This is a genomic window from Telluria beijingensis (assembly GCF_030770395.1).
Classification (GTDB): Bacteria; Pseudomonadota; Gammaproteobacteria; order Burkholderiales; family Burkholderiaceae_D; genus Telluria; species Telluria beijingensis.
Genome location: NZ_CP132480.1, coordinates 4,631,121 through 4,646,835 on the forward strand (window position 1 = coordinate 4,631,121; position 15,715 = coordinate 4,646,835).

General features: G+C 63.2%; 10 protein-coding genes. 2 read left to right on the plus strand and 8 right to left on the minus strand.

What is annotated here, in order from left to right; translation table 11 throughout:
- Positions 1 to 29: 29 nt before the first annotated feature.
- From Q9246_RS20390 to guaB, 3 genes are all read right to left on the minus strand, one after another.
- The gene (locus Q9246_RS20390; RefSeq protein WP_306392571.1) at positions 30 to 6,611 is read right to left on the minus strand and encodes a DUF3320 domain-containing protein; all 6,582 of its coding nucleotides are present in this window, start codon (positions 6,609 to 6,611) and stop codon (positions 30 to 32) included.
- 494 nt (positions 6,612 to 7,105) lie between these two features.
- Positions 7,106 to 8,716, minus strand: a complete 1,611-nt coding sequence (guaA, locus tag Q9246_RS20395) for a glutamine-hydrolyzing GMP synthase (protein ID WP_306392573.1) — start codon at positions 8,714 to 8,716, stop codon at positions 7,106 to 7,108.
- A 142-nt stretch (positions 8,717 to 8,858) separates the two neighbouring features.
- Positions 8,859 to 10,319, minus strand: a complete 1,461-nt coding sequence (guaB, locus tag Q9246_RS20400) for an IMP dehydrogenase (RefSeq protein WP_306392575.1) — start codon at positions 10,317 to 10,319, stop codon at positions 8,859 to 8,861.
- A gap of 150 nt (positions 10,320 to 10,469) precedes the next feature.
- Here guaB and Q9246_RS20405 point away from each other — a divergent pair, with 150 nt between their 5' ends.
- Positions 10,470 to 10,967, plus strand: a complete 498-nt coding sequence (locus Q9246_RS20405) for a DUF4124 domain-containing protein (RefSeq protein WP_306392577.1) — start codon at positions 10,470 to 10,472, stop codon at positions 10,965 to 10,967.
- Here Q9246_RS20405 and Q9246_RS20410 read toward each other — a convergent pair.
- The 3 genes from Q9246_RS20410 to Q9246_RS20420 all read right to left on the minus strand — a co-directional run bounded on the left by Q9246_RS20410 (position 10,939) and on the right by Q9246_RS20420 (position 13,018).
- Positions 10,939 to 12,138, minus strand: a complete 1,200-nt coding sequence (locus tag Q9246_RS20410) for a GGDEF domain-containing protein (protein WP_306392579.1) — start codon at positions 12,136 to 12,138, stop codon at positions 10,939 to 10,941. The two genes, Q9246_RS20405 and Q9246_RS20410, sit on opposite strands and share 29 nt — an antisense overlap.
- A gap of 141 nt (positions 12,139 to 12,279) precedes the next feature.
- Entirely contained in the window at positions 12,280 to 12,594 is a 315-nt protein-coding gene (locus Q9246_RS20415; RefSeq protein WP_306392581.1) for an RnfH family protein, read from the minus strand.
- The gene (locus tag Q9246_RS20420; RefSeq protein ID WP_306392583.1) at positions 12,587 to 13,018 is read right to left on the minus strand and encodes a type II toxin-antitoxin system RatA family toxin; all 432 of its coding nucleotides are present in this window, start codon (positions 13,016 to 13,018) and stop codon (positions 12,587 to 12,589) included. The genes Q9246_RS20415 and Q9246_RS20420 overlap by 8 nt, the downstream gene beginning before the upstream one ends.
- Before the next feature lie 94 nt (positions 13,019 to 13,112).
- Here Q9246_RS20420 and smpB point away from each other — a divergent pair, with 94 nt between their 5' ends.
- Entirely contained in the window at positions 13,113 to 13,562 is a 450-nt protein-coding gene (smpB, locus tag Q9246_RS20425) for an SsrA-binding protein SmpB (RefSeq protein WP_005667675.1), read from the plus strand.
- A gap of 51 nt (positions 13,563 to 13,613) precedes the next feature.
- Here the strand turns inward: smpB and Q9246_RS20430 are convergent, their stop codons facing one another.
- Both Q9246_RS20430 and lepB read right to left on the minus strand, forming a co-directional pair.
- Positions 13,614 to 14,798 (minus strand): multidrug effflux MFS transporter, encoded by a 1,185-nt coding sequence (locus tag Q9246_RS20430; RefSeq protein WP_306392585.1) that lies wholly within the window; start codon positions 14,796 to 14,798, stop codon positions 13,614 to 13,616.
- 111 nt (positions 14,799 to 14,909) lie between these two features.
- Positions 14,910 to 15,581 (minus strand): signal peptidase I, encoded by a 672-nt coding sequence (lepB, locus tag Q9246_RS20435; protein WP_306392586.1) that lies wholly within the window; start codon positions 15,579 to 15,581, stop codon positions 14,910 to 14,912.
- Positions 15,582 to 15,715 lie beyond the last annotated feature (134 nt).

The window sequence follows — 15,715 nt, forward strand, 5'->3', positions numbered from 1 at the left end:
CCAAACCGCACGCGGGAACGAATACACACTCACGACGCCCCTGCCTGCTGGCTTTGCTGTCCAGCAGCGGCAAGCGCGCTTTCAAGTCGCACGCGACCAGCGGTCCTGACATGAGTCATTCCCAGCCGCCTCGCCATTGCAACCACGGCCCCCTCTCTAGGCGCGCCTTCAGCGACGACCAAGAAGGCTACGGACACCAGCTCGGCCATGCAAATCTCGTCCAGAGTTCTCCCGCCCTCAGTATCGCCGCGGAACGCAACGGCGGTCCCAGGCCCTCGACCCTCCGCCCAGAAAAACATCCCGACGTCTTCCTCGGTGTGCATCAGGCACGAGAATGCGATTGACGAAACGCGCTCCTGGATGCGGGCCCCGGTTCGCTGCCAGCCATGCAGGCGTGCAATCCTGCGCGCCAACACAGTATCCCTGACCGGTCCTTCGATCCCGACGATTTCTCGCACCAGGTCTCGAAGCCGATCATCATATGCCGCGGCAAAGAAGGCGTCGGCATTCAAGTCAGGGGCGCCAGCCGGATGTTCAAACTCCAGCTCTCTGACTGCAGGCGCTTCACGATCGGCATCAACCTGTGCAGCGGTTACGACTGGTGCCGCCATATCTGCTGTTACCTGGTGGTCGGTCAGCATGCTGTCCTCGGCCCTGGCCTTGGCAATCGCTTCCCTGGCCTGCGCCGCCGCTGCTTCACGCTCGCTTTCCTGACTTCGCCGCTGACGGCTTGCGTCCAGCAGGCGCTCGAGAGCCGCGTGCACCTTCTCGAGCGTCCCTGCCCGGTCGACCCACCAGTCGGTCGACCAGATCCGAACGATTTCCCAACCCAAGCCACGTAGTACCTGCTCGCGCAGCATGTCACGATCGCGCGCGGTCGCTGAACGGTGGTAGGTTGCACCGTCGCACTCGACACCGCACAGATAGGTACCGGGAGCATCGGGATGAACGACACCCAGGTCCACGCGGAATGACGATGCGCCGATCTGCGTCTGCACCTGCCACCCCTTCGATGCCAGCGCAGCCGCCACCGCCTCTTCGAACGGACTCTCGAACCCGCCCAGGCTGCCCTTGGTCGCCTCCGCCAATGCACGAGGGCCGCGCTCAGCGAACTCCAGGAAATGCTTCAGGTCCCTGACCCCTACCGCTTGCGTGCGCGACAGGTCGAACTGTTCAGCTTTGAGACTCGAAAAAATGCGCAGTTCTTGCCGTGCGCGGGTGATCGCCACATTCAGACGGCGCTCGCCGCCATCCCGGTTCATCGGCCCGAAGTTCATCGATACCGCACCTGCAAGATCAGGCCCATACGTGATGGAGAAGTAGATGATGTCGCGCTCGTCTCCCTGGACCGATTCCAGATTCTTCACGAACAGCGGCTCCAGTTCCACTTCCGAGAAATGCGATTCCAGCGAGGGATCCTTCCTGCGCTCTTCGTCAAGCAGGTCTTCGATGAGATTCATCTGCTCGGTGTTGAAGGTCACCACACCTATTGTCCGTCTCGATTCCGTGAAGCCCGGCGATTTCAGGCGAGCGACGATGTCCGCCACCAGCGCCTTCGCCTCTGTCTTGTTGATGCGCGCGCCACCCTTTTCATAGACGCCGGCGACGTGATGGAAGCTGACGGCGCGGTCCTCGGTGACCGGGGATGGGAAGGTAACCAGGCCACCGCCGTAGTAGCGGTGATTAGAGAATGCGATCAGCGATTCGTTGCGGCTGCGATAATGCCAGGCCAGATTCATCGTGGGCAAGTTTGCCCCCATGCACTCGTCGAGAATACTTTCCAGGTCGGTCTCGACATCCTCGTCGTCCGACGACGATTCGGCGCGATCGAAGAACGCGGTCGGCGGCAGTTGCTTCGGGTCGCCTACCATGACGACCTGGCGGCCGCGTGCCATGGCGCCAATCGCGTCCCACACCGGGATCTGCGACGCCTCATCGAACACCACGACGTCGAACGTGCTGGCATCTGCTGCCAGATACTGAGCGATCGACAGCGGGCTCATCAGCAAGCACGGCGTCAGTTTCGCCAGGGCGGTTGGAATGCTCTGCATGAGTTCGCGGAGCGGCATGTGCTGCTTCTTCTTGCCAATCTCATGCCTCAGCACACCCCACTCGGACGCGCGGGTCACGCTATCGGCCTTCGGCATGCCTGCGCACAGCGACGCCCGCACCCATGCCCGGGTTACGTCGATGAATTGCTTGTCGAGCGCGCGGAAGTCACCGATTCGCTTCTCGTGTTCGGCAGATACAAAACCGCGGATGACGGGTTCGTTATCGACCGCACGGTTGAGCCACCAGCGGCTGTAATTGGTCTCGAATGCGCGTAGCACTTCGTTTGGCCCGATCACGCCGCCTTCCATCGCGCGAACGAGCGAGCCCAGCGCAAGCGCCAGTGCTTCGTCGCGCACTTTCCGCCATGCGCACCAGGCCTTGATACGCGGCTCTGCAGCCGCGATATGGCCGCAACAGGCAATCAGATCATCGAGCGCCATGGCATTGAATTGCAGCGCCACCCCTTCGTCAAAAGCGCCGATCGTTGCCAAAGACGAGATCGCCTCCTGCAATGCCTCGAGCGTGTTCCGGTACTGCTTGGCCACGTCGACAAAAGGCCCGGAGGGATCGAGCAAGGCGTTGCCTTCGTCCACCATCTGCTCGAATGCCTGTCGCAATGCGGCTGCATCATCCGGCGACTCGGCGAGGTTGGCGATTGCGGCAGAGACAACGGCATGGAAAGACGCCACGCGCTCGATCGCCTCGGCGCTGGTCTGCAGCCCGGCCCATATGCCGCCAGTCAGCTCGCGCAGCTCATCGAACCCACGCAGTTTCTCTTCAACGGCGTCGCGCTTGCGTAATCGCTCGTAATCGCCTGCCAATGCCGCTCCACAATCGGATGCTGCGACCTCGTCATGTTCACCCTGCAGCGTGCCCGCTGCCTGGACGGCCCGGAGAGCGGTTGCGAAGCGCAGCGCGGCTGCCAGCAAATTCGGCTGGGTAGCATCGCCGGCCCATAGTCCCTGCGTTTCGGCCGTCAGCGTCTGCATGCCGGCAATCTCGGCGTCGAGGCTGCGCAACGTGCGCAATCGATTCAGATCGTCGGCAAGCGCGGTGCCACATCTGCCATTTTCCACAGCCTCGAATTCCTGGTCCGCCCATTCGGCGCGCTGACGTGCCCGGGTCAAGGATTCCTGGAACCTTAGCGCGGTTCGAACGAACTCCTGCCGGGTCTTCAAGCCTGTCCAGATTCCTTCGACCATGGGACCGATCTCTACGCCAGCAAGCTCGGATTTCAGGTCGCGAATGCGTACCAGGAGCGGAAGGTCCCCGGCGATGTCGGCGTCGCCGTCTCCCGTCACGCAGTCCTGCACGGTCTTGGTGATCGCGCGTTTGCGCAGCCAAGACATCGGCCAAGCGCTGCGCTCAGCCTCCGCCCAGCCCCGCTGCAACTGATGGACGTTCACCTGCTCGACCTGCTCGCCGTACCGGACCGACAAGCTGTCTTCGCTGGCCGCCAGCTCCTCCAGCAGCCGCAGGCCCTTCTCGAGCTCGGACACGACGTCGGACGACCAAGGTTTCCCAAGCTGCGCATGCAGACCTTCACGCTCGGCCAGCAATGTGAGCGCTTTCTTGCAGCGGGCGACGACAGCCTCAGGCCAGGCGACGCTGATCTGCGTAGTCAACTCACGATGCTGGTGCACATACTGCATTCCTTCACCCATCCGATCCAGCAGGGTTCGAACATCGGGACGGAACACGAAGCCCCACTGATGTCCGAATGCGTCGGGAAGGCAGCTCGACAGTTCGGCGATCGCGGCTCGGGCGCGCCGGTGCGTTGGAAGACCCAGCAAGCCGGTAACGTCCTGCAGTGCCGAAACCGCGCGCTGGGTATTCTGCGCTGCCGGGACGACCGTGCGCGCCGCGGTAATGAAGCTCTGCTGCCAGGTCGGCGTCCAATCGGCGCGCCCGACGGCCGTCAGTGGGCCTTCGACCAGATCGCCAGCACCGACCGCTTCGGCATTCACTTCGAGCCGCTCGGCCAGATCACGCAGGTGGTCGAGCTGTCCAGGGTCATGCGCATTCGCGTCAGCCCAGTACAATTCGACGGCAGGCACGTCGATGCCATCGACGACCTTGCCGATCGCAATGTAGATGGACAGGCCATTCCGGTGCCGGTGGTGCAGCAGCTCGACGTAATGATTAAGCTCATCACGATACCGCTTCAACTTGACGGCCTGGGCGCGCCATTTCTCGGGATCGACATCGCCTTGCGCGTCCCACGCCTTTTGCAACTGTGCGATTACATCGAGCTTGCGCGCCTTGCTCGAATGCAGCTCCAGGCAGAACTCTCCCAAGCCCACCTCGCGCAAGCGCCGGTAGACGACGTCCAGCGCCGCAATCTTCTCGGATACGAACAGGACACGCTTGCCCTCGGCGAGGCATTGGGCGACCAGGTTGGCAATGGTCTGGCTCTTGCCGGTGCCAGGCGGTCCGATCAGGACAAAGTCCTTTCCCCGTGCGCCCGCCATGACGGCGGACAGCTGCGACGAATCGGCCGGCAATGGGCAGAAGGTCGACTCGGGCGCAAACTCTGCATCAAGCTGTTTCGGCAACGGGAACGCGATCCTGGATGGATACGGCTCGCGCGGGGTGTCGATCAGGTGGCGCACGACCGCGTTTTGCCGCAGTTGGTCGGTTCGCTGGGTCAGATCGACCCACATCAGGTATTTGCCGAAGGAGAAGGATGCCAGCACGACTTCGTCCGACACCTCCCATCCCTTGACGTCGCGGACCGCATGCGACACGGTCTTCCAGATGCGCGCGATGTCGAGGCCGGCGTCGTCCTGCGGAAGATCGCCGTCGACGACACCCAGGTTCAGACTGAAATCCTGGCGCAGCATCTCGACCAGGGTAGGATTGAAGCGTGGTTCGTCCTCATGAAGGGATACCGTGAAGCCAGAGCGAGCGCTCTTGCGGTGCAGAGAAACCGGAATCAGGACCAGTGGCGCCTTGTACTTCTGCCCGCCCTTGTCGTCGCGCGTCCAGTTCAGGAAGCCGAGCGCCAGAAACAGTGTGTTGGCGCCCCCTTCCTGCATCGTCGTGCGGGCATTGCGATACATGTCGACGAGGCGGGTTTCGAGCTCCGTATCCTGCATGCCGATGAACACTTCGCGCCGCCTGAGCGCGTCCAGCGCATGTTCGCGACGCACGTCCTCTCGGGAGCGCTGCTGGTGCACCGCCTGGTCGCGCGGGTCGCGCCCATCCATGAGGTCGGGTCGCGGCAGCAGGCGGATTGTCGCCCCGCCGGACAACACGTCTTCCAATGCCCCCGGGTCCGGGGCATCGATCCGGACCGCCTTCTTGCCTGCCTTGAAATTGAGTAGGTTATTGCGCAGCGACAGGTCGAGGAGTTTGCGCTGCCAGCGCGCCAGCCTGTCCTTCGGATCGAGCAAGGGCTCTTCGGCGACGGCCGCTTCGTCAGGAAACTCGGGGGCGCCGTCATCGAAGGTCGCCGCGGTCGCCTGGACCGCGTCGTTGTCGGGTGTGGCGACGACCTGACTGTCGCCACTGGCAAGCGGTTTGATTCGCTGCATGCGCGCGCGCCGGATATCGACGACGAGCTCGAACGCTTCCTCGTGCTCTTCTGCGATTGCACGTGCGGCGAACTCGGTAGCATATGTAAAGCTCGGCGCTGGACGATGGGTGATCAACGTGCTCTCGAATAACACCAGTTCCTTGAGTCGCACGCGCTTGCGGATGGCGGTAACGTCATCCACCACCACGGTCGAAAACTCTTCGTTGCGCAGCCAGACTCCCGGGAATGCATGCCCTTTCGTGAACACGACCATCGGGTTCAGACCTGCCTGCTCGAGTGCCGAGCAAAACAGCAGCGTGAGGTCCAGGCAGGTGCCGATACCTGCATCGAGTACCTGCGAAGCGCTGCGCACCTTTTGTCCACGGTTCTCGAAGCTCGCAGGCGGCAATGCGTAATCGAGGCCGACTCCCGCTACCGCGGTCCATAACGCAGAAGCAAGCTCCCAGGCCCGCTTCGCACCGCCTTGATAACCATCCAGCGCGGAGCTCTTGCCGGCTTCGCGCAACACCTGAGCGGTGCGTTTCAGGAGCCGGTCGACGGCCAGTTCGTTCGGCTGCACAAAAGCGGCCACCAGATCCGGCAGATGCGCCAACCCACCCCACTGGTTGCGCGGCAGCAGTTCGATCTTGCGCTCTTCGGTTGCCAGGACTCGCTCTTTGTCCGTCCCTGCATATTCCAGCAGTATTACCGTAATGGTCGAGGTCTCGGCTTCGGTCAACCTGGCGAGCAGGATGCCGTCCAGAGTAACGTCACAATCCTTGATGTGATACCGCGATCTTGCGTCGCATGCGTCGATGGACCACGCTTTCGGCTTCAAGAACGGCGGGAAGGACTCAAGACGCACCTGCAATTGTGAGAGTTCTCGGTCACTCTGGTTGGCGATCGCCAATTCGCGCAAAAGCGGTACTGCGTTCTGGAAATCGGCGAGATTGAGCTTACTGGCGTGCGAGATATCAATCTCGTAATTCACCCGCGCCACGGCGGTATTTACCGCCGAGTCCAAAGCCTGTTCCACGCTCATCCCCAATCCAAATCACAAACTATCTCATCCTGCTCTACGTGGTACTACACGAAGATATCAGTCCCACCTACAACGGTAACATAATGAGATTTACTAATTACTCGCCAAATCTCTCTTAAATGTTAACGACCTATCCAGGCAGTTTTTGCCATGGTGACTTCGAGCCGAATGACAGGGCTGCTGATTTCCTAGCTGAGAATGTTAAATCTCGTGCAAAGAAACCAAGCTCTAATCATCCCACATGTATTCATTCAACAACAAAGTTTCAAATATAAAAACTATCTTCCGCTTCTACACAACAGTCCTCGCGAGTGCTCTTGGTAGGATTGGCGACCCCTGAAAGCCAGGAAGCAGCCGTTGGTCGGTGCTGCTTCCAAGCCCAAGAAACATCGCCATTGAAGTAAAAGAACTATCCAAACAAAAAGCCGTTGATCTTTCATTTAGAAAAATCAACGGCTTACAGTTCATCAAAAAATCAAGAACTCAATAAACCCTCACTCCCACTCGATCGTCGCCGGCGGTTTCCCCGAAATATCGTACACCACGCGATTCAACCCACGCACCTCGTTGATAATCCGGTTCGACACCTTGCCCAACAATGAATGCGGCAAATGCGCCCACTGCGCCGTCATGAAGTCCAGCGTCTGCACCGCACGCAGCGCAACCACATATTCGTAAGTACGGCCGTCACCCATGACACCCACCGACTTCACCGGCAAGAACACCGCAAACGCCTGGCTGGTCGCCTCATACCAATTCACCGGCGCTTTACCCGCATCGATCCCTGGCACCTGCGGCACCTCGAACGGCGTATTGCGCAGCTCTTCGATGAAGATCGCATCCGCCTCGCGCAGCAGATCCGCATACTCCTTCTTCACCTCACCCAGGATCCGCACGCCCAGCCCCGGACCCGGGAATGGATGACGATAAACCATATCGTGCGGCAGACCCAACGCCACACCGAGTTTACGCACCTCATCCTTGAACAACTCTCGCAGCGGCTCGAGCAATTTGAGATTCAGGGTCTCCGGCAAGCCACCCACATTGTGATGGCTCTTGATCGTCTGCCCCTTCTTACCTTTGCCGGCCGACTCGATTACATCCGGATAAATCGTGCCCTGCGCCAGCCACTTCGCATTGCTCAGCTTGCCGGCTTCGACCTGGAACACCTCGACGAACTCACGGCCGATGATTTTGCGCTTCTGCTCCGGATCGGTCACGCCGGCCAGATGCCCCATGAACTGCGCCTCGGCATCGATGCGGATAACTTTCACACCCAGGTTCTTGGAGAACATGTCCATGACCATCTTGCCTTCGTCCTTGCGCAGCAGGCCGTGGTCGACGAACACGCAGGTCAGCTGGTCGCCGATCGCGCGGTGGATCAGCGCCGCCGCCACGCTCGAGTCGACGCCGCCCGACAGGCCGAGGATGACCTCGTCCGTGCCAACCTGTTCGCGAATCTTGGCAACCGCTTCGCCGATGTAATCCGGCATATTCCAGTCCGACTTGCAGCCGCAAATCTCGTGCACGAAACGGCCGATAATCGCCTCGCCCTGGGTGGTATGGGTCACTTCCGGGTGGAATTGCAGCGCATAGAAACGGCGCTCTTCGTCGGCCATCGCGGCGATCGGGCAGCTGTCGGTCGAGCCCATCAGCTTGAAGCCCGCCGGCATGTCCAGCACCTTGTCGCCATGGCTCATCCAGACCTTCAGCATGCCGTGGCCTTCATCGGTCACGAAGTCGTTGATGCCGTTCAGCAGCGCGGTATGGTTACGGGCGCGCACTTCGGCGTAGCCGAATTCGCGCTTCAGGCCGTTCTCGACCTTGCCGCCCAGCTGGGCGGCCATGGTCTGCATGCCGTAGCAGATGCCCAGCACCGGTACGCCGGCTTCGAACACCGCCTGCGGCGCGCGCGGCGAATCGCCTTCGAGCGTCGAGTTGTGGCTGCCCGACAGGATGATGCCCGAGGCGCCGTATTCGCGCACGAACTCGTCGCTGACATCGTAGGGGAAGACTTCGGAGAACACGCCGGCGTCGCGCACGCGGCGCGCGATCAGCTGGGTAACCTGGGAGCCGAAATCGAGGATGAGGATTTTGGAATGCATGGGGACAGTAAGTGGTATGCGTGGGGTGGACGGCTTGCCGTCCACCCCACAAATTCTGGGCCAACAAGATGCTGGCGTCACGCGTCGGCGGCAAAGCCGCCAACCCTACAAAAACGGCGCTCACCGGCGCCGTCGCTGAAGCTTATTCCGAACGGTAGTTCGGCGCTTCCTTGGTGATCTGCACATCGTGCACATGCGACTCGCGCATGCCGGCCGAGGTGATCTCGACGAACTCCGCCTTCTCGCGCAGGTCGTCGATGGTGGCGCAGCCGCAGTAGCCCATCGACTGGCGCACGCCGCCGATCAGCTGGAAGATGATCGCCAGCACGCTGCCCTTGTAGGCGACGCGGCCTTCGATACCTTCCGGGACAAATTTGTCGGCCTTGGCCGAGGCTTCCTGGAAGTAGCGGTCGGCCGAACCGTCGGCCATCGCGCCCAGGCTGCCCATGCCGCGGTAGGATTTGTAGCTGCGGCCCTGATACAGGATCACTTCGCCCGGCGCTTCCTCGGTGCCGGCGAACATCGAACCCATCATGACCGTGTGCGCGCCGGCTGCCAGCGCCTTCGAGATATCGCCCGAGAAGCGGATGCCGCCGTCGGCGATGCACGGCACGCCGGTGCCTTCCAACGCTTTAGCCACATTGGAGATCGCAGTAATCTGCGGCACGCCGACGCCGGCGACGATGCGGGTGGTGCAGATCGAGCCGGGGCCGATGCCGACCTTGACTGCGTCAGCGCCCGCCTCCACCAGCGCCAGCGCGGCCGATGCGGTGGCGATATTGCCGCCGATGACGTCCACGTGCGGGAAGCGCTCCTTGATCCATTTCACGCGGTCCAGGATGCCCTGCGAGTGGCCGTGGGCGGTGTCGACCACCAGCACGTCCACGCCGGCCGCCACCAGCAGTTCGATGCGCTCCTCGTCGCGCGGGCCGACGCCGGTCGCGGCGCCCACCAGCAGCTTGCCCTGCGAGTCTTTCGACGCCAGCGGGTGCTCGTGCGACTTCTGGATGTCTTTCACGGTGATCAGGCCGCGCAACTCGAAGTCGTCGTTGACCACCAGCACGCGCTCCAGGCGGTGCTTGTTCATCAGGCGCTTTGCTTCCGCCGTGTCCGCGTCCTCCTTCACGGTCACCAGCTTGTCGCGCGGCGTCATCTTGGCGCGCGCTTCCGCGTCCAGGTCTTCCTCGAAGCGCAGGTCGCGGTTGGTGATGATGCCCACCACCTGGCTGCCCTCGACCACCGGGAAGCCACTGATGCCGTGCTGCTGCGAAAGCGCCAGAACTTCACGGATCTTCATGGTCGGCGGGATCGTGATCGGGTCGCGCAGCACGCCGGCCTCGAAACGCTTCACCCGCGCCACCTCGCGCGCCTGGTCGGCCGGGCGCAGGTTCTTGTGGATGATGCCGATGCCGCCCTCTTGCGCCATTGCGATCGCCAGGCGCGATTCGGTCACGGTGTCCATCGCCGCCGACAGCAGCGGAATGTTCAATGTGATATTGCGCGTGAGCTTCGTGCGCAGCGAAGTTGCAGCCGGAAGAATGTTGGAGTAAGCGGGGACGAGCAGCACGTCATCGAAGGTGAGTGCTTTTTGGAGGAGACGCATAGTATTTCCTATAGGCGCAAAAGCAAATTATACAGAAACTCTCAATTTCCGTCGCCGGGGAGGCCAAAATTTCTTCCGCACGGTGCGGCCGGCGATTGACAGCCGGGCCAGGACATGGCGAAATCGAGCGGCTTATCCAGGAACCCATCGATGCCTCCTTTCTCCAGACACACCCTCGCCGCCCTGCTCCTGCTTGCAGCCAGCACTGCCCACGCCCAGTACGTCTGGATCGGCCCGAATGGCACGCGCCAGTATTCCGACCGGCCTCCACCGCCCGGCACGCCGGCCAGCAAGATCCTCAAGGGGCCCGACCGCCCCGCCTTCGCCGCGCCGGAGTCGACAGTCCCCGCGGCCGGAGAAGACCCCGCTGCCCAGGCCAAAACGCCGCCCGCGCTGGCCGAGCGCGAGGCTGCCTTTCAACAACGCAGCAAGGAGCGCCAGGAAGCGGAACAGAAACGGCAGGAAGAAGCGACGCGCCAGCGCCGGCTGGCCGAGCACTGCGCGGCCGCGCGCGACACCCAGGCCCAGCTCGCGTCCGGCATCCGCATCTCCCGCATCGGCGCGGATGGGCAAAAAACCTACCTGAGCGACGAAGAAAAAGCCGCGCGCAGCGAGCAGGTCAGGCGCGCGCTCCAGGACTGCCGCTGAGCCCATCCGGGGGCGGCGCGCCCGGCTTCTCCGGCGCGTCCGCCACCTCCACCCGGTTGCGCCCGCCCGCCTTGGCCGCGTACAGCGCCGCATCGGCGCGCGCCATCAGGCCGGCGACGTTCTCGCCCGGCTCCAGCATCGCCACTCCGATGCTCACCGTGTAGGCCACCCGGCCCGCGCCCGGCGCCACCTGCGGCGCACGCTCGAGCGCGGCGCGCAGGGGCTGGGCCACCGCCAGCACCGTGCGGCTGTCGGCATCGGGCAGCAGTACCGCGAATTCCTCGCCGCCGAGCCGGGCGCAGTAATCGATCTTGCGGATCACCTGCTGGGTGCGCTCGACCAGGTCGCGCAGCACCAGGTCGCCGACGCCGTGGCCAAAGGTGTCGTTGATGCGCTTGAAGTGGTCGGCATCCACCAGCAGCAGGCCCAGGCCGCTGCCGCGGCGCTCGGCGCGCGCCAGTTCGCGTTCGGCGAAGGCGAAGAAGGCGCGGCGCGAGGCGGCGCCGGTCAGGTGGTCGTGGTCGGCGGCATGGGCGCTGGCCGCGATCAGGCGCGCGTTGGCCATCATCACCGCGCCCAGGGTCAGCGCCGGCAGCGCCAGCGTGCCGACGGCGAAGAACACCAGGTTATAGAAGCTCGCCTCGAGCAGCGAATAGGGTTGATAGGCATCGACTATGTAGAAGCCCGCGCGCCAGGCGTGCCCCAATGCCAGCACCAGGGCGGCGCAGCGGGTGAAAGCGAAGGGATAGCGCAGGCGCGGTTCGGCAGGCCGGCGCACGGCGATGCCGATCGCGGCGCAGACCACGCCGTGGAAGATCGATACCGACACGATGCGCAGCGCCGCCGACTCGACCATGTAGTGGAAGAACACGACCCCGGACAGCGCCCCGAGCGCCCCGCCCGCCAGCAGGCGCCACGGCACCGGCAAGCCCAGGAAACGCCGGAAACCGGCGCAGATCATCGTGATCGTGCCCAGGTAGAGGGCGTTGGCCAGCTCGATGCTCAGCACGTCGGGCACTGCCCCGCGCGCGGCGAACAGCAGCAGGGCCACCACCGCCATCAGGTTGGCCTGCTTCCATTCGCGGATGCCCGCGACCTCGCTCCGGGTGAGGGAAGACAGGACCAGCAGCATGACCACCGACAAGGCGGTGGTCACCAATAGCAGACTCAAGGCATTCAGCATCGGGCAGGAGGACGGCAGGTAGCGCGACGCGACAATGCGCCAGCGGGGTGACGCCATGATACCAAGAAATACCGATGAATCTATTCGATTGTTACGAATGAGAAACTAGTTGTAATATCCTGTCATCGGCTATCCGACGGCGTCGGAGGGGCGCACTACCTCATCACGCTTGGCCGCGCGCTTGCGGCGCGATTCCTTGGGATCGGCCACCAGCGGCCGGTAGATCTCGATGCGGTCGCGCGCGCGCAGCACGGTGTCGAGCGTCTTTTTCTTGGCGTAGATGCCGACCGGCTGGGTGGCGAGATTGATGTCCGGGAAGGCTTCCAGCACGCCGCTGCGCTCGATCGCCGCGCCGATCGTCGTGCCGGCCTCGACCTGCAGCGCGCGCAGCCATTCGTGGCGGTCGCTGGCGTAGCACACCGAAATCTCCAGCATCTCAGCCATACAATGTCTCGGCGCGCTTGCAGAACGAATCGACCATGCTGTTGGCGATCATGCCGAACACGGGCCCGACGATCTGGGCCAGGATCACGCTCGAGAACTCGTACTGCATGTCGAAGTCGATCTTGCAGGCGTCTTCACGCAGGGGCTTGAAACTCCAGGTCGCCTCCAGCATCTTGAAAGGACCGTCGACCAGGTGCATCTTCATCTGGGTCGGGCGCTGGTTGTGGTTCGAGGTCGTGAAGCTCTGTTTCACGCCATGGAAATTGATCTGCAGGCTGGCGACCAGCTTGTCATCGGTCTGCTCGACGATCTTGACGCCTGCACACCAGGGCAGGAACTTGGGATAATCCTCGACCTTGGCGACCAGGTCGAACATCTGTTCTGCGCTATAGCCAAGGAAAACTGATTTGTGCACTACTGCCATTGGTCAACCGTTTGTTATGATGTTGGTCATTTACCCGCGCCGTATGCTGGCGCTATGGCATTAGTTTAACCGACACGCGAAATTTCGCCTTTTCATGAGCATCGCTGACAATAAAAAAGCATTTTTTGACTACTTCATCGAAGACCGCTACGAGGCCGGCCTGGTACTGGAGGGTTGGGAAGTCAAAGCCATCCGCGAAGGGCGGGTGCAGATCAAGGAAGCCTATGTGCTCGTCCGTAATGGCGAGCTCTACCTGTTTGGCGCGCACGTCAGTGCGCTGACCACCACTTCCACCTTCAGCCACCCGGAAGCACTGCGCTCGCGCAAGCTGCTGCTGCACCGCGCCGAGATCGACAAGCTGATCGGCAAGGTCGAGCGCGCCGGCTTCACGCTGGTGCCGCTCAACCTGCACATGAAGAAGGGCCGTGTGAAGTGCGAAATCGGCCTGGCCAAGGGCAAGAAGCAGCACGACAAGCGCGCCACCGAGAAAGACCGTGACGCCAAGCGCGAAGTCAATCAGGCGATGAAGACCAACCGCCGCTGACAAGGCAGGCTCGTCGCTCCCGCGCAGGCGGGAGCCCAGGTATCCGCAGTGTCAGGCGCCCGTCGCCTGCGCCATGCGCACTGACAGCCGCCAGGCGCCAAAGCTCAGCGCCAGCCCGCCCGCCACGCCCAGCGCCAACCTGAGGGCGCTCTCGAACAGCAGCGGCGCCACCAGTCCCGAGACCAGGGCGAAGGCCATCATCTGGATGAAGCCGACCATCGACGAGGCCAGCCCGCGGTTGCGCGGGAACAGGCCCATCGCGGTCAGCTGCACCGCCGGCATCGCCACCGCCAGCCCGAAGGTATACACGAACAGCGGCAACACCGACCAGGGCACGGCCGCCGGCATCAAGAGGTGGTAGCCGACGTTGAGCGCCGTGCCCAGCGCCATCACTCCGTAGCCGGTCCACATCATGCCGGCCGGCGTCGAACCGTGGGCGCGCTTGCCGGCCCAGGCCGAGCCCACCACCATGCCGCCCACCAGCGGGATGAACATCCAGGCGAAGGCGGTTTCGGGCAGGCCCAGGATCACCATCACGAAGTTCGAGGCCGAGCCGATGTACAGCGACAGGCCGCTGAAGGCCAGGCCGACCGACAGCGCCAGGAACACGAATTGCGGATTGCGCAGCACCATCAGGTAGTTGCGGCCGATGGTCCCCGGATGGAAGGCCTGGCGCTTCTCGCGCGGCAGGCTTTCGGGCAGCAGTTTCAGGCACAGCACGATCATGGCGGCGCCGAACACGGCCAGGAACACGAACGACGAGCGCCAGCCGAACGTCACGTGCAGCCAGCCGCCCAGGATCGGCGCGATCGCCGGCGCCAGGCCAAACACCATCATGATGTGCGACATCATGCGCTGGGCCTGGGCGCCTTCGAAGCGGTCCTGCACGATGGCCTGGCCGATCACCGACCCGGCGCCGGCCGACAGGCCCTGCAGCGCGCGGAACACCAGCAGCCAGCCGAAGCTCGGCGCCCAGGCCGCGCCGACCGAGGCCAGCGTATACACCGCCAGTGCGGCCAGGATCACGGGCCGCCGGCCGAAGGAATCGGACAGCGTCCCGTAGAACAGCATCATGAAGGCGAACGTGAACAGGAACACGCTCAGGGTCTGCTGCACGGCCACCGACCCGACCCCGAACTCGGTGCCGATCGCCGGCATCGACGGCAGGTAGGTGTCGATGGCCAGGGCGCCGATCATGCCCAGGCAGGCGAGGATGACGGTGAGGAGCTTTTGCATGTACTACACTTTCGGTGTCAGTGCCAACACCGCACCATGCGAGCGTCAGGGGGACGGGATTGTACGCTATTTCTTTGGTCCCGATCCTCACCCTTCCCCACGCCAGGGCGTCTACGGCGCCCGCAGCGACATCCCGAAGCGGTCCAGGCGCGGCATCCAGTCTTCCTGGTAGGCGGCCGACACCAGGATGCGCTCGGCGCGCCCGATCAGCTTTTCGCGCAACACCAGGCCGATGGCGCGCGAATCGGCGCTGTCGTTGCGGTTGTCGCCCAACATCAGGTACTGGCCGGCCGGGATGCGCACCGGGTCGAAACTGCGCGGCGCCGCCACCCCGGGCAGCACCTGGATGCGCTGGCGGGTGCCGGCCACCTGCTCTTCCAGGCGGATGGCGTCGACCACCAGGCCGCGGCTGCGTTCGCGCGTTTCTCCCAGTACCGCATAGCTGGCGCCCTCACCGTTGACGAACAGCCGGTCGCCGCGCATTTCGACCAGGTCGCCCGGCACCGCCAGCACGCGCTTGATCAGGCGGACGTCATCCTGCGGCGAGTGAAACACCACCATGTCGCCGCGCGCCGGCTCGCCCAGGTGCGCCACGCTGTGTCCGGTCAGTGGTATCTTGAGGTCGAAGGCCATGCGGTTGATCAGCACCACGTCGCCCTCGAGCAGGTTGGGCCGCATCGAGCCACTCAGGATCGGGCTCCAGTCGGCGACCGCGCTGCGAAACACGCCGAACAACAGCAAAAAGACCAGGAAGCCCTTGTTGGCGCGGACGAAGTTTTTCATGGATGGCTCCGGGGATGAATGGAGCGCCCAGCTTAACCGTCGCCCTCAAGCCATGGCTTAGCAGTTCATTAGGACGACGGCGGGGCGAAGTGTCACCGGGCTGTCATATTTGACATCTACACTACCTGCGGGAC